Raw genomic sequence first — 21,282 nt, forward strand, 5'->3', positions numbered from 1 at the left:
GCGGGCCGGGGTCGGGACCGTAGAGTGCGCCCACCCGCTCGTGCTTTATACCCTCGGGGGGTATATGGTGGCTGCATGTCGGTCGAGCAGGAGCACAGCAGCGGTGGAGGCCACGGGCACGCGCACGCCGGGCATGACGCGCACGCGGGTCACGGTGACCATGAAGGCCACGGGGGTCACGGCGAGCACGTCGGGCACGGCGGGCACGCGGGTCACGGTGACCACGTGGCCCAGTTCCGGCGCCTGTTCTGGATCATGCTCGTGCTCGCGATCCCGACGACCGTCCTGGACCCGATGTTCGCGGACCTCGTCGGCTACTCGCTCCCGGACGCGACCTGGCTGACCTGGGTCGCCCCCGTGCTCGGCACGGTCATGTACGTGTGGGGAGGCCGCCCCTTCCTCACCGGCGGTGTCGACGAGCTGAGGTCGCGCACGCCCGGCATGATGCTGCTCATCGCCATGGCGATCACGGTCGCCCTCCTCGCCTCGTGGGGTGCGCACCTCGGACTGCTGCGGGGCGAGCTGACGTTCTGGTGGGAGCTCGCCCTCCTCGTCGTCATCATGCTGCTCGGCCACTGGGTGGAGATGGCCTCGCTCGCGAGCACCTCCTCCGCCCTCGACTCCCTCGCCGCCCTCCTGCCCGACGAGGCCGAGCGGGTCGAGGGTGACGACGTCGTGCGCGTGTCGCCGGCCGACCTCGTCGTCGGGGACGTCGTCGTCGTGCGCCCCGGGGCCACCGTGCCCGCCGACGGTCGCATCGTCGACGGCGCCGCCAGCATGGACGAGTCGCTCGTCACGGGCGAGTCGGCCGCCGTCCTGCGAGAGACCGGCGACCAGGTGGTCGCGGGCACCGTCGCCACCGACTCCGGGCTGCGCGTCGAGGTCACGGCGACCGGCGACGAGACGACGCTCGCCGGTATCCGTTCGCTCGTCGAGCAGGCGCAGAACTCGACCTCGCGGGCCCAGCGCCTGGCCGACCGCGCCGCGGGATGGCTGTTCTGGTTCGCCCTCGGGGCCGCGGCGCTCACCGCGATCACGTGGTTCGCGCTCGGCAGGCCGGACGCCGCCGTCGTCCGGGTCATCACCGTCCTCGTCATCGCCTGCCCCCACGCGCTCGGCCTCGCCATCCCGCTCGTCGTCTCGATCGCCACCGAGCGCGCTGCGCGTGGCGGTGTGCTCGTCACCGACCGGCTCGCGCTCGAGCTGATGCGCACGGTCGACGTCGTCCTGTTCGACAAGACGGGCACGCTCACGCGCGGCGAGCCCGCCGTCACCGCGGTCGATCCCGCCGCCGGCCGCTCCGAGGAGGACGTCCTGCGCCTGGCCGCGGCCGCCGAGGCGGACAGCGAGCACCCGCTGGCACGCGCCATCGTCGGAGCCGCCGCCGAGCGGAGCCTCGACGTCCCGGCGGCCACCGGGTTCACCGCCTCGCCGGCGGTCGGCGTCAGCGCCGACGTCGACGGCGCACGCGTGTCCGTGGGCGGACCGCACCTGCTCACCGAGCGCGGCGCCGAGCCGATGCCGGTGGCGGAGCACTGGGGCGCCGACGGCTCGACGGTGCTCCACGTCCTGATCGGCGACGAGGTCGTCGGCGCGCTGCGCCTCGCGGACGACGTCCGACCCGAGTCCCGCGAGGCCGTCGACGCCCTGCACTCGCTGGGCGTCGAGGTCGCCATGGTCACCGGGGACGCACGGCCCGTCGCCGAGGCGGTCGCCGCCGAGCTGGGGATCGACCGGGTCTTCGCCGGTGTGCGGCCGGAGGACAAGGAGGCGAAGGTCGCCTCGCTGCAGGGCGAGGGCCGCACGGTGGCGATGGTCGGCGACGGCGTCAACGACGCCCCCGCGCTCGCGCGGGCCGACGTCGGCATCGCCATCGGTGCCGGGACGGACGTGGCGATCGGCTCGGCCGGGGTGGTCCTCGCGAGCTCCGACCCGCGCTCGGTGCTCTCCGTCATCGAGCTGTCCCGGGCGAGCTACCGCAAGATGCGGCAGAACCTGTGGTGGGCCGCGGGCTACAACCTCCTCGCGGTGCCGCTGGCGGCCGGCATCCTCGCGCCGATCGGGTTCGTGCTGCCGATGTCGGTCGGGGCGATCCTCATGTCGCTCTCGACGATCGTCGTGGCGCTCAACGCGCAGACGCTCCGCCGCCTCGACCTGTCGCCCGAGGCGAGCGCGCGCATCGTGCTCGAGCGCGCGTGAGGTCCGGGCCCCGGATGTGTCGGATGCGTGGACGAGGGGGACGGACGGTGCGGTGGGTGTCGGCCCTCCCCGGCCGAGTGGCTCAGCCGTCGACGATCGTCACGAGGCCGTCGAGCCCGCGGTCCGGGTGGTAGGACCACTGGATCTGCAGGCCGTTCCATTCCGCGGTCTGGCGGCCGTCGAGCGAGGTCGTCTGCCCGATGTGGGTATCGATGCTCGCGGGAATGTCGAGCGCGTCGAGCACGCACCTGATCGATGCGTAGTCGGCGCCGAAGACGTCCTCGCCGCCACGGTTGTCGAACGTGATCGTCCGGCCGTCGTCGACGGCTGCGAGGCCCTCGGTCTCGGCCGCCGCGCATTCGGTGGCGGCCGCGCTCATGGCGATCTCGGCGGCCGACGGCCCCGCCGGCGCGTCCGTCGACCCGGCCTCCGCGGAACTTGTACCGCTCAGGGCGACGACCGCGAGGGTGGCACCCACTCCGAGAGCAAGGCCACCGGCACCCGTGAGGACCGCGGTCCAGGTCGGGACACGCCCGCCCCGGGTCCGCAGCTGGGGTGCGGACGTGTCATGGGGGCTCCAGGGCAGGGGGCGGTCCGGTTCCCGTAGCGGGTGTCGGTGGGGTGTGGTGGCGCGGAAGCTGGGGGACGCCGCGCCGCCGGGTCCGACCCTCGCACCCACCACCGACATCGAACCGCTCCCGGCCGATCGTCACGACCTCGACGTGCACCTGCGGGGAGCGTGAGCCGCTAGCTCTCGCCGTCGAAGAGCCCGCCGTCGAGAAGCCAGTGGTGGCGCAGTCGGAGCGCACGCTCGGTGCTGGCCAGGAGTGAGGCCACCACGAGCGAGAAGTTGAACCAGGCGGGCAGCTGGAACGGGGACGTGAAGGTGCCCAACCGCTCGGCCACCGGCGGGATCTGCGAGATCTCCTGGACCAGCTGGGGCACCCCGAGCACGAGCGCGACCGCGAGGATCGTCCACGAGACGGCCCCGATGAGGCGGCTCGCTCCCGGGTGGTTGTGCTCGAGCCGCGCGCGGCGCCCCTCGGCCGAGCGCGGGTCCGGGGAGAGCTGGTACTCCGTCCCGTCGTGGGCGACGAAGTGGCAGCGCCGGAGCCCGTACCCGCTCGTCGCGACCTCGATGGTCCCGCCGGGCACCGGGAACAGCGCCGGGGGCTTCGACCGCGCGTGCTGCTTCCCCGCTCGGTAGAGCACGGCCCAGACCTCGCCGTTGGAGTCACCGCCGTGGCGCACGTCGACGGACCAGATGGGTGCCTCGCCGGCGGCGTCCGGGATGCGCGCGTGGAACAGCGAGCGGAAGAACAGCTGCCACCAGCGGAAGCGCTTGAGCTCGCTGCCGTCGCCGGCCTTGATGCGGCGGGCCGCGCGTCGTCGCTTCCGGTCCGAGGCCACGGCTTCCACCGTACGGGGTGCGGGTCCGGGACCGCAGATCGCTCCGACCGGCGGCCGTCGGAGACGGCGACGGCCCGGACGAGCGGGGGCTCGTCCGGGGCCGTGCGGCCGGTCGTCGTGCGGAGGCACTGCCCGGCGGTGGGTGAGGCCGACGCGTGGGCCAGACCCATGGGGTGGGTCAGGCCGCCTGGGCGAAGGGCTGCGACGCGGCGTCGAGCCGGGCGATCTCGTCCTCGGTCAGGGTGAGCGACGGCGCTGCCATGAGGGCCGGCAGCTGCTCGACCTTGCTGGCCGAGGCGATCGGGGCGGTGACGCCCTTGGCGAGCAGCCAGGCGAGCGCCACGGTCGCGGGCTCGGCGCCGTGCGTCTCGGCGATCTCCACGAGCGCGTCCACGACGCCGAAGGTCGAATCGCCCAGGTACCCGGAGGCGAAGTCCTTGCGGGCGGCGCCCTCGAGGTCCTCGGCCGTGCGGTACTTGCCCGTCAGCAGGCCCGAGGCGAGCGAGAAGTACGACAGGACGGCGACGTCGAACTCCTGCGCGATCGCGCCGTAGCCGTTCTCGACGTCGGCGCGGTGGAGGAGGCTGTACTGCGGCTGGATGGCGACCGGCACGGTCAGCCCCTCGCGCGTCGCCGTCTCGAAGAACTCGCGCATGCGCTCGGGGGAGTGGTTCGACAGCGCGATGTGCCGGACCTTGCCGGACTCCACGAGCTCGTGCGCGGTGCGGACCTGGTCGGCGATCGCGACCTTCTCGTCGTCGTAGTGGAAGTAGTAGAGGTCGACGTAGTCGGTCTGCAGGCGGCGCAGCGAGTCGTCCAGGGCAGCCATGACGTTCTCGCGGCTCAAGCCCGGGCGGGTCGGCAGGCCGCCGACCTTCGTGGCGACCACGACGTCGGCGCGGTTGCCGCGCGCGGCCATCCAGTCACCGATGACCTGCTCGGACACGCCGCCCGTGCCGTCGACCCACACGGAGTACAGGTCCGCGGTGTCGAGGAGGTTGCCGCCGGCGGCGACGAACGCGTCGAGCACGGCGAAGGAGGCCTCGCGGTCCGAGGTCCAGCCGAACGTGTTGGTGCCGAGCGTGAGCGGGAAGATGTCGAGGTCGGTCCGGGGCAGGACAGGCATGTGTCACCTTTCATCGGGTGCGGTTGCGGTGCTCTGGGCACCGGGAGCAACAACGACGACCTGGGGGCACGCATTCCTGCGGGGTTGCTCAGCCCGCGAGGATGAGCCCGACGCCCGCCCCGATCACGCCGACCACCACTGAGATCCCACCGGCGGCGATGCACCAGCGCATTGCGTTCGGGCGCTGCGGGTCCCGGCCGATGACGGACAGGAAGAACCCGAGCGGCATGAGGATCGCGCCGAGCAGCACCCCGCCGGACATCGCCTCCGCCCACGCGGGGACCTCGGCGCCCCGCAGGTAGAGCCCGACGACGAGGCCGAGGATGACGAGCACGCCGGCGTGCGCGTGGCCGGCCCGGAAGTAGGTGCGCTGGAGCTCGTTGGCCGGCACGTCGCCACCGACGACGCGGAGCAGGAAGCTCCCGCCGAACGCGATGGCGACCACGGTCAGCAGGACGATCCCGGCGTTGAGGTCGGTCATGATCGGGCCCTTCGGAGGGGGAGCGGGAGTGCGTGGTGGCCGAGCGCGCGCCGCACGACGAGCGTCGTGACGAGCGCCGAGACGGCGAGGTGGAGGAGCGGGTGCATGAACCAGCGGGCGTCGGGGAGCTCCGCGACGCCGAGCAGCCGGGACGGGGCGGCGCCGTGGAGGAGGGCCTCCGGCGCGTCCGCGCCGCCGTCGTCGGGCGTGGGCGCTCCTGCCGCGAGCCAGGCGGCCGCGAGGTCGAGCGCCTCCGGCGGCAGCTCGTGCCCGACGCCGGGCAGAGAGACCGCAACAAGGTGTCCGTCGAGAGCCGCGCGCGAGCGTCGGACCGCCTCGGTGACGGGCACGATCCCGTCCTCGGCACCCCACAGGCCGAGCACCGGGACGTCGAGCGCGGCGAGGTCGGGCACCGGGACGGTGTCCGTGTAGTCGAACCGGTCGCGACCGGAGGCGAGGGCCGTCGCCGGGATGCGCCGGACCCAGTCGGGCGCGCCGTCGATGCGCGCGTCGGCGATCCAGGAGACCTGCTCGAGCGGGGTGACGGTGGGGGCGACGGCGAGGATCAGCAGATCGACGTCGGTCAGCCGCGCGGCGGCCGGCGCCAGCCACCCGCCCTCCGAGACGGACAGGATGCCCACGTGCCCGGCGCCCGTCCGCTCGCGGAGATGATCGACGGCGGCGGCCAGGTCCGCGGTCAGGGCCGGGTAGTCGCGGGTCAGGGGGGAGGGGCCGGTGTCCCGCTTGTCGTAGGTGAGGGCGGCGATGCCGAGGGCGGCCAGGTGCTCGGCGACCTCCCGCATCCGGTCCCGGTCGGCGGCCCCGGCGCCCGGCTGGAGGACGAGGGCGACGTCCGCGCCGTCGTCGGGCAGGGCGAGCCAGGCGTCGGCCCCCGTGGGGGCGACGACGTCGGAGGTGACCGTGAAGCCGCCGGTCGGCGGTGTCGTCAGGCCGAGATCCGCGACCGGCACCGTGTCCGGTGGGTCGAGCACGGGCGCCCGGCTCCATCCCGGTGCCGCGAGCGAGGACGCGAGCAGGAGGAGCGCGGCGGTCCCGGTGAACGCGAGGACGCCGAGCCCGGCCGCGCGGACCGTGCGCAGGCCGGTGCGCTGGTGCGCGCGGCGCTCGCGGGGCGGGGCGGTGGTCACGTCGGCGACCCGAAGAGCATGCCCGCGGCGCGCCGGGCGAGGTCGGTGACGTCCGGGTCGGGGAGCCGGCCGGAGGTGAGGTCCGCGCGTTCGAGGTTGCCGGTGAGGGCGAGCGTGGTGAGTCCGTGGACGAGCGACCACCCCGCGACGACGGCGGCGTGCGCGTCCTCGATGCGGCCGTTCGCGCTCATCGCCTCGACCCCGCCGCGCAGCTCGTCGAAGGCGCGCTCGCTCGCGCGGGTCAGCTCCGGGTCGTCGAGCAGGAGGTCCGGCGTGAACATCACGGCGAAGTGCGCCGGGTGGGTCGTGCCGTACTCGACGTAGGCGACGCCGACGTCGAGGAAGGCGCCGCCGGACTCGCGGGTGGCGACGAGCGCGTCGGCCAGGCCGTCGAAGCCCTCGGTGGCGATCGCGGTGAGCAGGCCGTCCCGCGAGCCGAAGTGGTGGCGCGGGGCGGTGTGCGAGACGCCGATCGCGGCGGCGATCGCGCGCAGGGAGAGGCTCTCGGGCCCGGTGGCGGAGACGACGCGCAGCGCCTCGTCGAGGACGGCGCGGCGCAGGTCGCCGTGGTGGTAGCTCGCGTGCATGCCGGAAAGTTACCACCGGTAAGTTGCCGGCGTAAAGATTATTCTCGATCGGGTTCGAGGCCGCGCAGGATCGTCGTGGCGACCTCCGGCAGCAGGGCGCCGAGATCGGCACCCAGGTCGCGCTGCAACACCGTGGTGGGGATGTCGATGACGTGCTCCACGAGGTCGACGGCCACGTCGAGCGGCATCCGCCGCACCACGCCGGCGGCCATTCCCTGGTCGAGGATGTCCCGCAGCAGCGCGGTGTCGTCGGTGTCGACCGTGAGGTAGACGGGCGTGCCGTCCGCGTCCCGGTGCGAGATGGCGATCTCGGCCCCCGCCGCGATCTCGGCCCGGTGTGAGTCGAGGTGGGTGAGGTACGCCTCGACGTAGGCGCGCAACCGCGCCGTCGGCTCCTCGTCCCGGCCGGCCGCGGCGGCGAGCGCCACCCCGAGATCGCCCCACACGTGCTCGAGGACGTGCAGCAGCAGGGCGTCCCGCGTGCCGAAGTAGTAGACGACCGCGCTCTTCGCGACGCCGGCGCGGCGCGCGACCTCGGCGAGCGAGGTGCGCGGGTAGCCGACCTCGTTGACGGTGGTGATGGCCGCGGCGACGATCTGCCGGCGCCGGGCCGCGGCCGTGAAGGAGGTGGGAGAGGCGGTCACGGTGTCATCGTGCCCGCTCGGGGACGGTGATCTCGTCGATCAGGCCGGGTGCGAACGCGGCGGCGAGCCCGACCGACTCGCGTGCGTCGACGTCGAACGCCTCGTACGCGCCCCACCCGCCGGCCGTCATCGCAGAGACGGAGCGCAGCCCGAGCCGGCGCTGCAGGAGCGAGCTCCGGACGGCGATCGTGCTCACGGCGTCCCGGCGCAGCGCGGTGGTGGTCCGAGCTGCCAGCCCGGAGCGCACGACGAGGTGCTCGCCCGCGATCGCGTGCCCGAGCGCGCGGTGGGCGATCACCGCGCCGAGCAGCCCGAGCAGCCAGACCACCAGCGGCGTCCACCCGGCCCACTCCGGGACCGATCCGGTGAGCAGGGGCGCCGCCAGGACGGCCGCGGTGACGGCGGCGAGCCCGGTCGCCCACACGGCGCGTCGGACCAGTGCGGTGCGGGGGTGGCGGCGTAGGGGCGCGTCGAACGGTGACGGGTCGCCGAGCACCAGGCCCGCGACCCGGCGGGCCACCCGGACCGGTCCGCGCGGGAGGATCGCCGTCGGCTCGGAGGGGTCCCACACGCTGAGGCCGGTCGTCACGATCTCGGTGTCCGCCATGCCGATGAGCCGCCCGAGCAGCGGCTCGCTGATCGACAGCCCCCTCATGCGCGCCTCGTCCCGGTTGACCTCGCGCGTGCTGAGCAGGCCGCGGCGCGTGCGGAGGAAGGTCGTGCCGTCCGCGGAGACGCGGGCGAGCTCGAAGTACCACCAGGAGACGAGGAAGTTGACGCCCATCCCGACGGCGCCGACCACCGCGCCGCCGGCGAGGACGACGGCGACCCTCCCGAGGGTGTCGAGCGAGTCCCAGTCCACGACGCGGCCGGAGATCTGCAGGAGGTCGACACCAAACGTCAGCGCGAACCAGTACCCTCCCCAGATGAGTCCAGCCGCCATGGCGAAGGACCAGATGCTGAACAGGTGGTAGACCGCCCACCAGGCACGGAAGGTCGCGAACACCGTCGCCTGGTCGTCGTCGGGTGACGGGTCGTCGGCGAGTGCGGACTCGTCGGCGGTCGCCGGCTCCTCCGTGGATGTCAGTTGCTCGGTGGTTGCCGGGGAGTCGACCGCCTGTGGTGCCGGCCTCCCCGGGGTGCGCAGGAGCTCCTCGCGCAGCTGCTCGGCGTCGGCACGTGCGAGCGCGTCGAGGCGCAGCGCCGACTCGCCCGCGGCCGTCTGCTGCCCGGCGCCGATGGCAACGACCCGGAGCCCGCCGAACCGGTGGTGGAGCCTAGCCTCGGTGTCGACGCTGCGGATGCGCTCCCGCCGGATCGTGCGGTGGGAGCGCACGAGCACCCCCGTGGGGCGCTCGACGTGGGTCGGCGTGATCCGGTAGCGGGTGAACGCCCACCGGACGAGGTCGGCGACCGCGCCGAGGACGCCGAGCACCGCGATGAGCACGAACGGCCACAGGGAACCCAGCTCGGGTCGGATGCCGAACGCGAGGGCGATCGGTACGGGGAGCGTGGCCACCAGGCTGCGGGCGAGGTCCACCCAGATCACCCGGTAGCTCAGGCGCAGCCATGGTTCGGTCGCGGCTGCGGTCTCCGTGCCGACGGCGTCGGTCTCCACGGTGTCGTCGGCGACGTCTCCGCTCATGTCGCGTCCCCCTCGGTGAGCTCGGCGGCCTTGGCCAGGCGGGTCGAGGCCTCCTCGGCGACGGCGCGGTCGAGCCCCTGGACCTTGACCGCGCCGTACGAGGACGCCGTGGTCACCCGCAGGGTGGAGAGCCCGAGGAGCTGCTCGAGGGGGCCGCGGACGGCGTCGACGGTCTGGATGCGGGAGGTGGGGGAGACCCGCCACTCCTGCACGAGCCAGCCCGTCGTGGCATAGACGGCGTGCTCGGTCAGCTCCCAGCGGTGCACCCGGAAGCGCCACCAGGGCTCGACGGCGAGTCGAACCACGAGGACGACGCCGACAGCCACCGTGGGCGCGAGCAGCCACGGGCGGGCGGACTCCCAGATCGCGGCGGGGACGAGGAGCGCGGCGAACGCTGCGCCCCAGACGACGAGTGCCCGCAGCGCCCACAGCGCCATGGCACGCCGGTCGACGGGGAGTGCCGGGCGACGAACCTGCAGGGCGTCGACGGTGTCGGTGGTGTCCATGGGTCCTCCAGCAATCTTGACCGATCGGTCCAATCCTATCCCGATCGGTCAAGGCCATTCCGTGACCCCGCTCGGACGCCCCCCACCGTCGACGAATGAGGGGACTTTTCGACGAGTGAGCGGACTTCCGCCTCGCGAATGAGCGGACTTCTGCTCGCCTCGCGTGGCCATGGGGCCGGAGAGGCACATCGGTCGGCTCTTGTGCGCGTGGACGGGTCGGCGAAGAATGGCGCTGGGAGGCCGATATGACCGAGTACCCCAGGCTGCTCCACACCGTCATCGACACGACCGACGTCCGCGGTCTCGCCGAGTTCTACCGCGAGCTGTTCGGCTATTCGTACCGACCGGGCGACGAGCCTGGCGGCACCGGGTTCCTCGACTGGTTGGTGCTCACGGACGACTCCGGAGCGCCGCGGCTCGCGTTCCAGGAGGTCGAGAGGCTCGAGCCCACCACGTGGCCCGACCACGACGTCCCCATGCAGCTGCACCTGGACTTCACGGTGCCGACCCGTGTGCGTACTGGACGTGCGTTCAGATACCCATGACGAGGCGGATGCCGTCGGCGATTCTCGTGAGGAGGTAGGACGGTGTTCGTCCGACCGGGTGTGGTTCGACGAACTCGCGACTGACGGGTCCGACCTGCGACACGACGGCGACGGAGTCCTTGTCGAGCCCGGCGGCGACCGCAGGGAGCAGCACATTCCCGGGGAATGCCTCGAGGGAGGTGTTCGACGTCAGCGGCGTGACGAGGACGGTCGAGATCTGTGTGGCGAGAAGCCAGTCCTCCTGCATGACGACGGCAGGGCGCCGCTTGGCAGGTTCAGACCCGCGAGGTGACCCGAAGTCGACCCAGACGATGTCGCCGTGCGAGATCACCAGTCGGTGCTCCGGAGCATCGTGCGCTCCGACTCGTGCAGGAACGGGCTGTCGGCGCCAGGCTGCCCGGCCCGCTCGATCACGGAGTCCGCCAGGGCTGTGAGTTCGGCTTCGCCCTCGAGCTCCTCGACCAGACGCTGTGCGGCCCGTCGAAAGAACTGCGACCTGTTCATTCCGTGTCGCGCAGCCACGCGCTCGAAGCGCTCGAAATCGCGGTCGGGAATCGAGATGGCAGTCTTCATGGAAGTGAGTATAACTCGTAATACCGTGCCTGCGTTGGCCTGTGGGCGCGCGCTCGCGAGCTCGGTCATCTGGGCGAGACTGGGGTGACATGCACGATCCTTTCGGCGTCACGCAACCCGGGCACTGCGGGCCGTGTCAGCACATCCTCATAGGGGAGAACAGGATGATCGATCCGTTGTCGATGCTCGAGTCCGAGGTGCGCGAGCTCGTCCGCAGGCGAGGCATCGACCCCGCCCGCGAGTCGGAGGCGACCCGGGCGCTCGTCGTCGCCGCGGCGGCCGAGTACGAGGAGCGGTCCACGCGCGGCCTCGTCCCACCCCTGGCCGACATCGACGCGGCGATCAAGCACGTGATGGACGCGGTGGTCGGCTTCGGCCCGCTCCAGTCGCTGCTCGACGACCCGGAGGTCGAGGAGCTGTGGATCAACGAGCCGGGGAAGGTGTTCGCCGCCCGCCACGGCCGTGCCGAGCTGACGACGGTCCTGCTCGACACACAGCAGGTGCGCGACCTCGTCGAGCGGATGCTCCGGTCGAGCGGACGGCGGATCGACCTCTCCTCGCCATTCGTCGATGCTGCCCTGCCGGGTGGGGAGCGGCTGCACGTCGTCATCCCGGAGATCACCCGGGAGCACTGGGCGGTCAACATCCGCAAGTACCTCGTGCGGGCCCGGTCGCTCGACGACCTCGTCGAGCGCGGATCACTCACCCCGCACGCCGCCCGCGTGCTCGACGCCTCGGTGCGCGCGGGCCTCAACGTCCTTGTGTCCGGAGCGACCCAGGCCGGCAAGACGACGATGCTCGCCGCGCTGTGCGGTTCGATCCCGGCGACCCAGCGCGTGGTGACGGTCGAGGAGGTCTTCGAGCTCAACCTCGCGCGCCGCGACGTCGTGGCCATGCAGACCCGCCAACCCAACCTCGAGGGGACGGGCGAGATCCCGCTGCGCCGGCTCGTCAAGGAGTCGCTGCGCATGCGACCGGACCGGATCATCGTCGGCGAGGTCCGGGAGGCCGAGGCGTTCGACCTGCTCGTGGCGCTCAACGCCGGCCTGCCCGGTGCGGCCACCCTGCATGCGAACTCTGCCCGGGAGGCCGTGTCGAAGCTGTGCACGCTTCCGCTGCTCGCAGGTGAGAACGTCACGTCGGACTTCACGGTGCCGACCGTCGCGACGTCGGTCGACCTCGTCGTCCACCTCGATCTCGACCACGACGGGCGGCGCACGGTCCGCGAGATCGTCCACGTCACCGGCCGGGTCGAGGGCGGGGTCGTCGAGACGTCGAGGCTCTTCGAGCGCCGGGACGGACGGCTCGTCCGGGCCGAGGGCCACATGGGGCAGGACCCCAGGTTCAAGCGGGCCGGGCTCGACGTCACCGCCCTTCTGGCCGCCGCCTGAGCACAGCGTCCGGCGCGCTCGCCAGGTTCTCTCGTCCAGTCCGCGAACAGGGTTGTGGAAAACGGCCCGCGGCGAGATGGGCCGAACTACGCTCACGAATGTGTCTCCGGACACCAGGACCACACCCAGGGGGCAGGGATGGCCGACGATCGGGCCAGGGCGTTGCGCGCCGTGTTGCGCGCCGACGCACCCCCGCGCGACGCCAAGCACCAGCGGGCGGGCGGCTGACATGGGAGTGGTCGCAGGACTCCTCCTGGGAGCGGGGCTGTGCCTCGTCTGGTTCTCGTTCTTCGAGCCGGCCGAGCGGACGTCGCGGGACGCGCGGTGGACCGACCACATCCAGGACGCACTCACGCGATCGGGCTCGCCGTCGGTGAGCCCGGCCTCGTTCCTCGCGGTCTCGACGGTGCTCGGGCTCGCGGTCCTCGTCGTCGTCCTCGCCCTCACCGCAGCGGCCCCGGTCGCGGTCGCGTTCGGTCTCATCGCGGCGGTCGTGCCGTGGCTCGTCGTCACCTCGCGCGCACGCACCCGGACGACCCGGCTGCGCGAGGTCTGGCCCGACGTCATCGACGGGCTCGTGTCCGCCGTCCGTGCCGGACGGTCGCTGCCCGAGGCGGTCGGCACGCTCGCCGAGCGCGGGCCCGAGTCGGTCCGGCCCGAGTTCCGCCGGTTCGTCGCCGACCACCGCGCCACCGGGAACCTCGTCGTCTCCCTCGACCGGCTCAAGGCCCGCCTTGCAGACCCGGTCGCCGACCGGATCGTCGAGGCGCTCAAGCTCACCCGGGAGGTCGGCGGCTCCGACCTCACCCGTCTCCTGCGCGCGCTCGCCCACATGCTGCGTGAGGACCAGCGCACGCGCGGCGAGCTCGAGGCTCGGCAGAGCTGGACCGTCAACGGCGCCCGGCTCGCCGTCGCCGCCCCGTGGGCCGTGCTCGCCGTCCTCGCCGGCCGACCCGAGGCGGCCGCGGCCTACGGGACGACCACCGGCGCCGTCGTCCTCGGTATCGGCGCCGGGACATCGGCGCTCGCCTACTGGCTCATGCTCCGCCTCGGCCGGCTCCCCGCCGAGGCCCGGGTGCTCCGATGAGCCCGGCCACCTACGGCGGACTCGCCGGCCTCCTGCTCGCCGTGGGCGTGTGGGTCGTCGTGGCCCGGCTGGGTGCCCGTCGGCCGCGGCTCGCCGATCGGCTCGCGCCCTACCTCGTCGAGCGCCCGACGTCCTCGCGGCTGCTCGCCGAGACGCCGGCGCGCTCGCCGTTCGCCGTCGTCGAGCGTCTGGTGGCCCCCGTGATCGACGACGTCGTGCCGATGCTCGAGAAGCTGGGGTCGACGACCACGACCGTGCGACGACGCCTCGCGGAGGCGGGGTCGACGACGACGGTGGCCCAGTTCCGCACCGAGCAGATGGTCTGGGGGGCGATCGGGCTTGCGGCCGGTCTCGTCGTGGCGCTCACGGTCGGCGCGGTGCGTGACGCCCCGGCCCTCCTCCTGCTGCTCGGCGTGGTGATCTTCGGTGTGGGCGGCGCCGTCATGCGCGACACCCATCTCACCGCCCAGGTCACCAGGCGTCGCGAGCGCCTGGCCGCCGAGCTCCCGGACATCGCGGAGCTCATCGCTCTCTCGGTCGGTGCGGGCGAGGGGCTCGTCCCTGCGCTCGAGCGCGTGCAGAAGGTCGCGCACGGCGCGGTGGCCGATGAGCTGCGGCGCACGCTCGCCGAGACCCGTGCCGGTGCGCCCATGGTCGTCGCCCTGGAGAATCTCGCCGGCCGCACCGGCTCGCCCGCGCTCAGCAGGTTCGCCGACGCCGTGGCCGGAGCGGTCGAGCGCGGCACGCCGCTGGCCGAGGTGCTGCGCGCGCAGGCCCAGGACGCGCGGGAGACCACCCGGCGCGAGCTCATGGAGCTTGCCGGCAAGAAGGAGGTCGCCATGATGGTGCCCGTCGTCTTCTTCATCCTCCCCACCACGGTCATGTTCGCCCTGTTCCCCGGGCTCGCTGCACTCCGGATGGGCCTGTGACCGCCACCGATCCCGTCGACCCGACCCCGTCCACCACCCCGAGAGGCGACCGCCATGCATCCGATCCTGTTCCTGCTCACCTGGTTGGGCGACCGACTCCGGGACGACGACCCGGAGCGGGGCGACGTCCCCGGGTGGGTGATGGTGACCCTGATGACCGCCGGTCTCGTGATCATCATCTGGGCGATCGCGGAGACCCAGCTCGGCGAGCTGTTCCAGACCGCGATCGACCGCGTCCTCGGTGGCGGCAGCTAGCTCGACCCGCCCGACGCGACGCCGAGTCCGGCTCGGCGATCGTCGACTTCGTCCTCGTCTCGGCACTCCTCCTCCTGCTGGTCGCGGCGGTCCTTCAGCTCGCGCTCCTGCTGCACGTCCGCAACACGCTCATCGACTCCGCCTCGGAGGGGGCGCGGCACGGCGCTCTCCTCGGCTCCGACCCCGCAGACGGCGCCGCCCGCGCCGCGGAGCTCATCCGTGCGGGCCTCGCCGACTCCTACGCCGACGACGTCACGGCGCAGGTCGTCACGGCGGACGGGGTCTCGCTCGTCCAGGTGACGGTGCGGGCGCCGATGCCTGTCGTCGGTCTGTTCGGCCCGGGCGACGGGCTCGAGGTCGTCGGCCACGCCGCTCTCGAGGTCGCGCCGTGAGTCGCCGTGCGGCGTCGACCGATCGCGACCCGGAGGCCGGCAGCGCGATCGTCGAGTACCTCGGGGTCGCCCTGCTGCTCCTGCTCCCGCTCATCTACCTCGTGGTGGCGATCAGCCGGATCCAGGCCGCCTCGTACGCAGCAGAGGGGGCCGCGCGGGAGGCCGGCCGGATCGTCGCCCAGGCGGACGACGAGGCCTCGGCGGCGGGACCGGCGGCGTTCGCGGTCGAGCTCGCCTTCGCCGACCAGGGGTTCGACGTCGACGGCGCGGGCTCCTTGGTCATCACGTGCGAGGCCGACCCGTGCCACACGCCGGGCGCCCGCATCGACGTCGAGGTCACGACAGTCGTGGCTCTGCCCCTGCTGCCGACCTCGATCGCCGGGGTCCCGACCTCGATGTCGGTCGAGGCCCGGCATCTCGTCCTCGTCGAGGACCACCGGGGGACCGGGTGAGCGCGTCCCGCGCCGGCAACCTCACCGGACGACCGTCTCCGGAAGCGACCGAGGACCCAGAGTCCGGCCGGATCATGGTGATGGGCATCGGCTTCGTCGTCGTGCTCGTGGCGCTCATCCTCGTCATCGCCTCCGTCTCGGCGATCCACCTCGACCGCAAGCGGGCCCTCGGGGTCGCGGACGCCGCAGCCGCAGCGGCCGCCGACGCCGTCGCGGAGGCCGCCTTCTACGGCGAGGACCGGGAGTCGATGCTCACCGACGAGCTCGTCCGCGCCGAAGCCGCCGAGTACCTCGAAAGGGTCGATCCCACCTCGTCCGGCGGACTGCGCAGCGTCGTGCTCGGCGAGCCAACGGGCACGGTCGACGGGGAGACCGCCGTCGTCACGCTCGTCGCCGTCATCGACCCGCCCTTCGCGCCGGCGCTCGTCTCCGGCGTCGTCGGCCCGGTCGAGGTCACCGTCACCGGGCGCGCCCGCGCGATCGACGTCGAGAACGGGTAGCCGGACCCGAGGGGCCGCGTCGAAATCGGGTGACGGCGGGCCTGTCCCGGGTGACGATGACGGGACCGATCGGAAGGAGAGTCGTGACGAGCGAGGCGCTGCGCGATGTCGGTCCGCTCCCGCGCACGCCCGACGACCGCGCCTGGGGATGGATCGGTCTGCCGCGCGCCACGGAGGAGCACCACCGCACCGCCCGGGCCAGCGCCGTCGTCGTGCTCACCAGGCCTGTCGGCGACGACCTCGCCTACCTCCTCGTGCGCCGCTCCACCCGCCTGCGCCACCACGCGGGCGAGTTCGCGTTCCCCGGCGGCGGGATCGACCCGGGGGAGACCCCGGTGGACGCGGCGATCCGCGAGTGCGGCGAGGAGACCGGGGTGCTCGTCGACCGGTCCCTGGTGATCGGGACGCTTCCGCCGCTCTACCTGTGGGCCAGCGGCAACGTCGTCACCCCCGTTCTCGCTCGCCTCGGGCCCGACGGGCACGTGCCGAGCTTCGCGCACGACGACGAGATCCACTCCGCCCACTGGGTCTCGCGCCGCCACCTCCTCGACCCGGAGAACCGCACCACCGTCTCGTACCGCGGCCGGCATGCGGGCCGGGCGTTCCGGTTCGAGGGCACCTACATCTGGGGATTCACGGCACGGGTGCTCGACTGGATCCTCGCCGAGGTCGACCCGGACAGCCCGGACCCGCCCCACGTGCCCGAGCTGGGCGAGGCGGCGATCGGCGACGGTCCGACCAGCGGCGTCGCGATCAGTGGCAGGGCGACTCGACCGACACCGTGACGGTGTCGGGGTCGACGCTCCAGGCCAGGGTGAGCAGGTAGCCGTCGGCGTCCTGGAAGGTGCGCGCCGTCGTCGCGCTCGTATCGACCGGCTCCCAGTCGTCGCCGAGACGGTCGGCGAGCCCGAGAACCTGCTCCTCCGGGTCCGCCGCGTCCATCTGTCCCCGCCCGGTCCACGACACCGGACCGCCGGAGCGCCCCGAGCACGCCGTGGTCGCCCCGTTCACCCAGCCGGCGGCCGCGACCGAGCCCGCGTCCACCGGCTCCAGCTCCGCTGCGACCTCGCGCACCATCGCCTCGACGATCGGCTCCTCGGCGCGCGCGGCCTCGCGGCCGTCGGGGGGTGAGGTCGTTCCAGGATCCCCGGTGCTCGACTCCTCGGTGCCGTTCTCACCCGTCGGATCCCCGCCCTCCCTCGGCCCGCACGCGCCGAGGCTGACGCCGAGGGCCAGCGCCGCGACCGCGGCCACCATCGAGCGGCGGGTGGCGTGCGTGGCACGGAGTGCCCCGGCGGTCCGATCGGTCACGGCAGCCACGTCTCTCGTCAGATGAACCGGAGCGACGCGGCGCTGCCCGACGCGGTCGCGTCATCCGGCTTGCTCGCGTCACCGTCCTCGCTCGAGACACCGTGCTCGTCGCCGTCGACGTCAACAGCGCCGTCGACGTCGACCGGTCCGGCTGCCTGCCCGTCGTCGTGCTCCTCGTTCTCCGCCCCGTCCGGCATCGGCCGGATCTCCTCGCGCAGGCGCCCCATCCGCTCGTCGAGCTCGGTGGCGAGGCGCGCCGCGTCGTCGAGCTCGCCGAGGAGGTGCTCCGGGATCTCGGCGTCGTACTTGTACTTCAGCTTGTGCTCGACGCTCGCCCAGAAGTCCATGGCGATCGTGCGGATCTGCAGCTCGACGGGCACGTGCTCGGTGTGTGTCGACAGGAACACCGGCACCTGGACGATGAGGTGGAGCGACCGGTAGCCGTTCGCCTTCGGCTCCGCGATGTAGTCCTTGACCTGGAGCACCGTGAGGTCGGGCTGCCGCTCGAGCATCTGCGCGATCCAGTAGACGTCGGACACGAAGCTGCACGTGATCCGGATCCCGGCGATGTCGAGGATCTGCCGGCGGATCGCGGGCAGCGAGAGCTCGTCGCAGGTCCGCAGCGCCTTGGTCAGCAGGCTCTCGGTCGATTTCAGGCGCGTCCGCACGTGCTCGATCGGGCTGTAGTCGTGGATCTGCTCGAACTCCTGGCGCAGGATGTCGACCTTGGTGCGGACCTCCTCGATCCCCGCCTGGTAGTGCATCCGCAGCGCCGCGAAACCGTCGAGCGCCTCGCGCAGCTGCTCGGCGAGGTCCTCCGGGTCGAGCCCCTGGGCGAGCTGCTCGCCGCGGCGCGTGGCCACGAGGGCACGCAGCTGGTCGGCGGTGCCGGGGACGGACTCGTCGGACGATCCGAGGACGAGCGATCGATCGGTGCGCATGGGTCCTTCGTCGGGGGAGCGGGGCGGTCGTTCGAGGGTAGTCGCGCGGTGGATCTCACGGAGATCGCGCGGGGCGGTCGGTCCGGTACCGAGGGTGCTCCGCGGGTGGGGGCCCCGAAGCGCACCCTGAACAGAGAACGATAATGATTCTCAGTAGTGTTAGTGTCGCCCGGTCAGCGTCACCGTCCGGAAGGAGCCGGGCCCGCCACCGCGGCGCCCCACCACCCATGAACACCACCACCGCCCCTCGACGCCGCCGCGCGTTCACCGCGCTCGCCGTCCTCCCGCTCGCCCTTCTCGCGGGCTGCTCCGGCGCCGCCGAGTCGGGGGAGGACGACGCGCCCGCCACCGACCAGGCCGGAGAGGAATCCACCTCCGGGGACACGGCAGCCACGGACGGGGAGACCTCCTCCGACGACGAGACCCCCGCCGACGACGGCCACGACCACGGCGAGGAGGAGGCCGGGGCCGCCACCGAGGCCGCTGCGGCGACGCCCCGGATCGCCCTGACCTACGACGGCGGGATCCAGGTTCTCGATGCCACCACCCTCGAGGTGGTCGAGGACATCGAGCTGCCCGGCTTCAACCGCCTCAACCCCGCGGGCGACGGCCGCCACCTCTACGTCTCGACCACCGGCGGCTTCCAGCTGCTCGACGCCGGTGCCTGGGCCGAGCCGCACGGCGACCACTCGCACTACTACACGGCGCCGCCGGCGCTGACCGAGACGCTGGTCGAGGCCGACATGCCCGGTCACGTCGTCCCGCACGAGGGCCGCACCGCCCTCTTCGACGACGCCACCGGCCAGGTCGTCGTCCTCGACTCCTCCGCGGTCGACGACCCCGACGCCGAGACGCGCGACCACACGACCCCCACTGCCCACCACGGCGTGGCGATCGAGCTGACCGACGGCTCCCTCGTGATCTCCGAGGGCACCGAGGACGCCCGCACCGGCATCCGCGTCCTCGACGGGTCGGGCGAGGAGATCGCCGCCTCCGACGAGTGCCCCGGCGTTCACGGCGAGGCGACGGCGGCGGACGAGGTCGTCGTCATCGGCTGCGAGGACGGCGCGCTCGTCTACTCCGGCGGCGAGATCACCCACGTCGACAGCCCCGACGACTACGGACGCATCGGCAACCAGGCCGGGAGCGACGCCTCCGCGATCGTGCTCGGTGACTACAAGACCGACCCGGACGCCGAGCTCGAGCGTCCCGAGCGCGTCTCCCTCATCGACACGACGACGAACGAGCTCACCCTCGTCGACCTGCCGTCGAGCTACAGCTTCCGCTCGCTGGCCCGCGGCGACGACGGCGAGGCGCTCGTGCTCGGCACCGACGGCAACCTGCACGTCATCGACCCCGAGACCGGGGCGATCACCGCGTCCCACCCCGTGGTCGGGCCCTGGGAGGAGCCGGTCGAGTGGCAGGAGCCCCGGCCCGCGCTCTGGGTGCACGACGGCACCGCGTACGTGACCGAGCCCGCGACGAGCTCGATCCACGCCGTCGACATCCTCACCGGCGAGGTGTGGAACACCGCCGAGCTCGAGGTCGAGCCGAACGAGGTCAACGGGATCTCCGGCAATGTCGAGGCCGGCTCGTCGGAGTACGGCGGCAGCGAGGACGGGCACGACAACGACGACGAGGCGGAGTCCGGCGACGGGCACGACCACGAGCACGACCACGACGACCACGACCACTGATCCGTCACGCCGCGGGGCCGGGTCTCACCGACCCGGCCCCGCGCCGTCCTGGAAGGACCTCCGTGCACCATCGCCACCACCGGACGAGCCGGACCGCCGCCGCGGCGCTCGCCGCCGCGACTCTCCTCGCCGCCTGCTCCGGCACCGGCTCCGCGGACCCCGACGAGGACAGCGACACGATCGAGGTGATGGCCGCCTTCTACCCGCTGCAGTTCGTGCTCGAGACCGTGGGCGGGGAACAGGTCTCGGTCGAGTCCCTCACGCCGCCCGGCGCCGACCCGCACAGCCTCGAGCTCTCGCCCGCGCAGGTGGCCGAGCTCGAGCAGGTCGACCTCGTCGCCTACGTCCCGGGCCTCCAGGCCGCCACGGACGACGCCATCGGGGCGACGTCGCCGGGCGCCGTGCTCGACGCCGCGGACGCCGCCGGGGTCGCCGACGACGACCTCGCCCGCGACCCCCACTTCTGGCTCGACCCCACACTCATGGTCCCGCTCGTCGAGGAGGTCGCCGCCACGCTCGCCGAGCTCGATCCCGCCCACGCCGAGGACTTCGAGGAACGGTCGGCCGGCCTCGTCACCGAGCTGACCGAGCTCGACGACGCCTACACCGAGGGCCTGGCCGACTGTGCCGGCGCCACCCTGGTGACCTCCCACGAGGCGTTCGGCTACCTCGCCGACCGGTACGGGCTCGAGCAGGTCGGGATCACCGGGGTCGACCCGGAGGTCGAACCGTCACCCGCCCGCATCCGCGAGGTCGGCGCAACCGTCCGGGCCGAGGGGGTGCAGACCGTGTACTTCGAGGTGATCGCCGGCCCCGACGTCGTCGAGGCGCTCGCCGGCGAGGTCGACGTCGCCACCGACGTCCTCGACCCGATCGAGGGCCGGACCGATCCGGAGGCCGACTACGTCGACGTCATGCGGTCGAACCTCGCCGCGCTCGAGCAGGGGCTCGTCTGCGAGGGCTGAGCAGGGGAGCGGTGCGCGTGCGACGCGCCGACCGCCGCCCACGGGCTCAGCTCCCGCTCGCGGGCCGCGGCGTCAGTCGCCGGCGCGCTCCCGGCAGGCCGCGCACCGGCCGTAGATGTCCACCACGTGGCGCACCTTCTCGAAGCCGTGCTGCCGGGCGACCTCGTCCATCCAGGACTCGTCCGGCGGCTCGACGTCGACCGTCGCCCCGCACGACTCGCACACGAGGTGGTGGTGGTGCCCCACCTCGCACGCCCGGTACAGGGTCTCGCCGTCCGTGGTCTGCAGCGCGTCGACCTGCCCGAGCGAGACGAGGCGCTTGAGGACCCGGTACACGGTGGCGAGCCCGACCTGACGCTCGGAGCCCTGCATCCTGCGGTGCAGCTCCTGGGCGCTGACGAACGTGGAGTCGGCCCCGATGGCCTCCTCCACGGCGGTCTGCTGCCAGGTGCGGCGCTGGGGGGTCATCGGCCCATCATCGCCGATCGCGGCGCTCGC

26 protein-coding genes are annotated in these 21,282 nt (G+C 73.1%); 12 read left to right on the forward strand and 14 right to left on the reverse strand.

Features of this window, described 5'->3' with window-relative positions; translation table 11 throughout:
* Positions 1-75 precede the first annotated feature (75 nt).
* Positions 76-2,199, forward strand: a complete 2,124-nt coding sequence (locus AC24FB_RS11720; RefSeq protein WP_425715474.1) for a heavy metal translocating P-type ATPase — start codon at positions 76-78, stop codon at positions 2,197-2,199.
* A gap of 82 nt (positions 2,200-2,281) precedes the next feature.
* On the opposite strand, the gene AC24FB_RS11725 is transcribed toward AC24FB_RS11720, so the two are convergent.
* The 9 genes from AC24FB_RS11725 to AC24FB_RS11765 form a co-directional block, all read right to left on the reverse strand.
* Positions 2,282-2,677, reverse strand: a complete 396-nt coding sequence (locus tag AC24FB_RS11725; protein ID WP_425715475.1) for a hypothetical protein — start codon at positions 2,675-2,677, stop codon at positions 2,282-2,284.
* A gap of 269 nt (positions 2,678-2,946) precedes the next feature.
* A complete protein-coding gene (locus AC24FB_RS11730; protein ID WP_425715476.1) occupies positions 2,947-3,609 on the reverse strand; it encodes a hypothetical protein in 663 nt (220 codons plus the stop codon).
* A 178-nt stretch (positions 3,610-3,787) separates the two neighbouring features.
* Positions 3,788-4,735: an aldo/keto reductase gene (locus AC24FB_RS11735; RefSeq protein ID WP_425715477.1), complete on the reverse strand. Its 948-nt coding sequence runs from the start codon at positions 4,733-4,735 to the stop codon at positions 3,788-3,790.
* Between the two features lie 88 nt (positions 4,736-4,823).
* Positions 4,824-5,216, reverse strand: coding sequence for a hypothetical protein (locus tag AC24FB_RS11740; RefSeq protein WP_425715478.1), 393 nt, complete (start codon positions 5,214-5,216; stop codon positions 4,824-4,826).
* The gene (locus AC24FB_RS11745) at positions 5,213-6,364 is read right to left on the reverse strand and encodes an alpha/beta hydrolase (RefSeq protein ID WP_425715479.1); all 1,152 of its coding nucleotides are present in this window, start codon (positions 6,362-6,364) and stop codon (positions 5,213-5,215) included. The genes AC24FB_RS11740 and AC24FB_RS11745 overlap by 4 nt, the downstream gene beginning before the upstream one ends.
* Positions 6,361-6,951: a TetR/AcrR family transcriptional regulator gene (locus AC24FB_RS11750; protein ID WP_425715480.1), complete on the reverse strand. Its 591-nt coding sequence runs from the start codon at positions 6,949-6,951 to the stop codon at positions 6,361-6,363. Before AC24FB_RS11750 ends, AC24FB_RS11745 begins: the two co-directional genes overlap by 4 nt.
* A 38-nt stretch (positions 6,952-6,989) precedes the next feature.
* Complete coding sequence (locus tag AC24FB_RS11755; protein WP_425715481.1) at positions 6,990-7,595, reverse strand: TetR/AcrR family transcriptional regulator; 606 nt, start codon at positions 7,593-7,595, stop codon at positions 6,990-6,992.
* 4 nt (positions 7,596-7,599) lie between these two features.
* Complete coding sequence (locus AC24FB_RS11760; protein ID WP_425715482.1) at positions 7,600-9,240, reverse strand: PH domain-containing protein; 1,641 nt, start codon at positions 9,238-9,240, stop codon at positions 7,600-7,602.
* Positions 9,237-9,746, reverse strand: a complete 510-nt coding sequence (locus tag AC24FB_RS11765; RefSeq protein ID WP_425715483.1) for a PH domain-containing protein — start codon at positions 9,744-9,746, stop codon at positions 9,237-9,239. The genes AC24FB_RS11760 and AC24FB_RS11765 overlap by 4 nt, the downstream gene beginning before the upstream one ends.
* Before the next feature lie 245 nt (positions 9,747-9,991).
* Between AC24FB_RS11765 and AC24FB_RS11770 the strand changes: the two genes are divergently transcribed.
* Positions 9,992-10,291 carry a VOC family protein gene (locus AC24FB_RS11770; protein WP_425715484.1) on the forward strand — a complete coding sequence of 100 codons (300 nt, stop codon included), beginning with the start codon at positions 9,992-9,994 and terminating at the stop codon, positions 10,289-10,291.
* Here AC24FB_RS11770 and AC24FB_RS11775 read toward each other — a convergent pair.
* Positions 10,278-10,622: a type II toxin-antitoxin system PemK/MazF family toxin gene (locus tag AC24FB_RS11775; protein ID WP_425715485.1), complete on the reverse strand. Its 345-nt coding sequence runs from the start codon at positions 10,620-10,622 to the stop codon at positions 10,278-10,280. The two genes, AC24FB_RS11770 and AC24FB_RS11775, sit on opposite strands and share 14 nt — an antisense overlap.
* Entirely contained in the window at positions 10,619-10,864 is a 246-nt protein-coding gene (locus tag AC24FB_RS11780; RefSeq protein ID WP_425715486.1) for a ribbon-helix-helix domain-containing protein, read from the reverse strand. The genes AC24FB_RS11775 and AC24FB_RS11780 overlap by 4 nt, the downstream gene beginning before the upstream one ends.
* Positions 10,865-11,028: 164 nt before the next feature.
* Between AC24FB_RS11780 and AC24FB_RS11785 the strand changes: the two genes are divergently transcribed.
* From AC24FB_RS11785 to AC24FB_RS11820, 8 genes are all read left to right on the forward strand, one after another.
* Positions 11,029-12,255: a TadA family conjugal transfer-associated ATPase gene (locus AC24FB_RS11785; protein WP_425715487.1), complete on the forward strand. Its 1,227-nt coding sequence runs from the start codon at positions 11,029-11,031 to the stop codon at positions 12,253-12,255.
* Positions 12,256-12,484: 229 nt separating this feature from the next.
* Positions 12,485-13,342 (forward strand): type II secretion system F family protein, encoded by an 858-nt coding sequence (locus tag AC24FB_RS11790; RefSeq protein WP_425715488.1) that lies wholly within the window; start codon positions 12,485-12,487, stop codon positions 13,340-13,342.
* On the forward strand, positions 13,339-14,271 hold the full coding sequence (locus AC24FB_RS11795) for a type II secretion system F family protein (protein WP_425715489.1): 933 nt from the start codon (positions 13,339-13,341) through the stop codon (positions 14,269-14,271). Before AC24FB_RS11790 ends, AC24FB_RS11795 begins: the two co-directional genes overlap by 4 nt.
* 54 nt (positions 14,272-14,325) lie before the next feature.
* Positions 14,326-14,526, forward strand: a complete 201-nt coding sequence (locus AC24FB_RS11800; protein WP_425715490.1) for a hypothetical protein — start codon at positions 14,326-14,328, stop codon at positions 14,524-14,526.
* Between the two features lie 77 nt (positions 14,527-14,603).
* The gene (locus AC24FB_RS11805; protein ID WP_425715526.1) at positions 14,604-14,918 is read left to right on the forward strand and encodes a pilus assembly protein; all 315 of its coding nucleotides are present in this window, start codon (positions 14,604-14,606) and stop codon (positions 14,916-14,918) included.
* A complete protein-coding gene (locus AC24FB_RS11810; protein WP_425715491.1) occupies positions 14,915-15,370 on the forward strand; it encodes a pilus assembly protein in 456 nt (151 codons plus the stop codon). Before AC24FB_RS11805 ends, AC24FB_RS11810 begins: the two co-directional genes overlap by 4 nt.
* Entirely contained in the window at positions 15,367-15,870 is a 504-nt protein-coding gene (locus AC24FB_RS11815) for a pilus assembly protein TadG-related protein (RefSeq protein ID WP_425715492.1), read from the forward strand. The genes AC24FB_RS11810 and AC24FB_RS11815 overlap by 4 nt, the downstream gene beginning before the upstream one ends.
* Positions 15,871-15,953: 83 nt before the next feature.
* Entirely contained in the window at positions 15,954-16,655 is a 702-nt protein-coding gene (locus AC24FB_RS11820; RefSeq protein ID WP_425715493.1) for an NUDIX hydrolase, read from the forward strand.
* On the opposite strand, the gene AC24FB_RS11825 is transcribed toward AC24FB_RS11820, so the two are convergent.
* Positions 16,624-17,181 (reverse strand): hypothetical protein, encoded by a 558-nt coding sequence (locus AC24FB_RS11825; protein WP_425715494.1) that lies wholly within the window; start codon positions 17,179-17,181, stop codon positions 16,624-16,626. The genes AC24FB_RS11820 and AC24FB_RS11825 overlap by 32 nt on opposite strands.
* A 17-nt stretch (positions 17,182-17,198) precedes the next feature.
* Complete coding sequence (locus tag AC24FB_RS11830; RefSeq protein ID WP_425715495.1) at positions 17,199-18,122, reverse strand: GTP pyrophosphokinase; 924 nt, start codon at positions 18,120-18,122, stop codon at positions 17,199-17,201.
* A 227-nt stretch (positions 18,123-18,349) separates the two neighbouring features.
* On the opposite strand from AC24FB_RS11830, the gene aztD reads away from it, so the two are divergent.
* Positions 18,350-19,819, forward strand: coding sequence for a zinc metallochaperone AztD (gene aztD / locus AC24FB_RS11835; RefSeq protein WP_425715496.1), 1,470 nt, complete (start codon positions 18,350-18,352; stop codon positions 19,817-19,819).
* A gap of 62 nt (positions 19,820-19,881) precedes the next feature.
* Entirely contained in the window at positions 19,882-20,784 is a 903-nt protein-coding gene (locus AC24FB_RS11840) for a metal ABC transporter substrate-binding protein (RefSeq protein WP_487560223.1), read from the forward strand.
* A gap of 72 nt (positions 20,785-20,856) precedes the next feature.
* Here the strand turns inward: AC24FB_RS11840 and AC24FB_RS11845 are convergent, their stop codons facing one another.
* A complete protein-coding gene (locus AC24FB_RS11845; protein ID WP_425715498.1) occupies positions 20,857-21,252 on the reverse strand; it encodes a Fur family transcriptional regulator in 396 nt (131 codons plus the stop codon).
* Between the last annotated feature and the right edge of the window lie 30 nt (positions 21,253-21,282).

Source organism: Georgenia sp. Z1344, assembly GCF_057652375.1.

Coding starts and splice junctions, on each gene's coding strand:
- AC24FB_RS11720 (WP_425715474.1), top strand. CDS start 76: ATGTCGGTCGAGCAGGAGCACAGCAGCGGTGGAGGCCACGGGCACGCG.
- AC24FB_RS11735 (WP_425715477.1), bottom strand. CDS start 4,735: ATGCCTGTCCTGCCCCGGACCGACCTCGACATCTTCCCGCTCACGCTC.
- AC24FB_RS11740 (WP_425715478.1), bottom strand. CDS start 5,216: ATGACCGACCTCAACGCCGGGATCGTCCTGCTGACCGTGGTCGCCATC.
- AC24FB_RS11750 (WP_425715480.1), bottom strand. CDS start 6,951: ATGCACGCGAGCTACCACCACGGCGACCTGCGCCGCGCCGTCCTCGAC.
- AC24FB_RS11760 (WP_425715482.1), bottom strand. CDS start 9,240: ATGAGCGGAGACGTCGCCGACGACACCGTGGAGACCGACGCCGTCGGC.
- AC24FB_RS11765 (WP_425715483.1), bottom strand. CDS start 9,746: ATGGACACCACCGACACCGTCGACGCCCTGCAGGTTCGTCGCCCGGCA.
- AC24FB_RS11770 (WP_425715484.1), top strand. CDS start 9,992: ATGACCGAGTACCCCAGGCTGCTCCACACCGTCATCGACACGACCGAC.
- AC24FB_RS11780 (WP_425715486.1), bottom strand. CDS start 10,864: ATGAAGACTGCCATCTCGATTCCCGACCGCGATTTCGAGCGCTTCGAG.
- AC24FB_RS11785 (WP_425715487.1), top strand. CDS start 11,029: ATGATCGATCCGTTGTCGATGCTCGAGTCCGAGGTGCGCGAGCTCGTC.
- AC24FB_RS11790 (WP_425715488.1), top strand. CDS start 12,485: ATGGGAGTGGTCGCAGGACTCCTCCTGGGAGCGGGGCTGTGCCTCGTC.
- AC24FB_RS11795 (WP_425715489.1), top strand. CDS start 13,339: ATGAGCCCGGCCACCTACGGCGGACTCGCCGGCCTCCTGCTCGCCGTG.
- AC24FB_RS11800 (WP_425715490.1), top strand. CDS start 14,326: ATGCATCCGATCCTGTTCCTGCTCACCTGGTTGGGCGACCGACTCCGG.
- AC24FB_RS11830 (WP_425715495.1), bottom strand. CDS start 18,122: ATGCGCACCGATCGATCGCTCGTCCTCGGATCGTCCGACGAGTCCGTC.
- aztD (WP_425715496.1), top strand. CDS start 18,350: ATGAACACCACCACCGCCCCTCGACGCCGCCGCGCGTTCACCGCGCTC.
- AC24FB_RS11845 (WP_425715498.1), bottom strand. CDS start 21,252: ATGACCCCCCAGCGCCGCACCTGGCAGCAGACCGCCGTGGAGGAGGCC.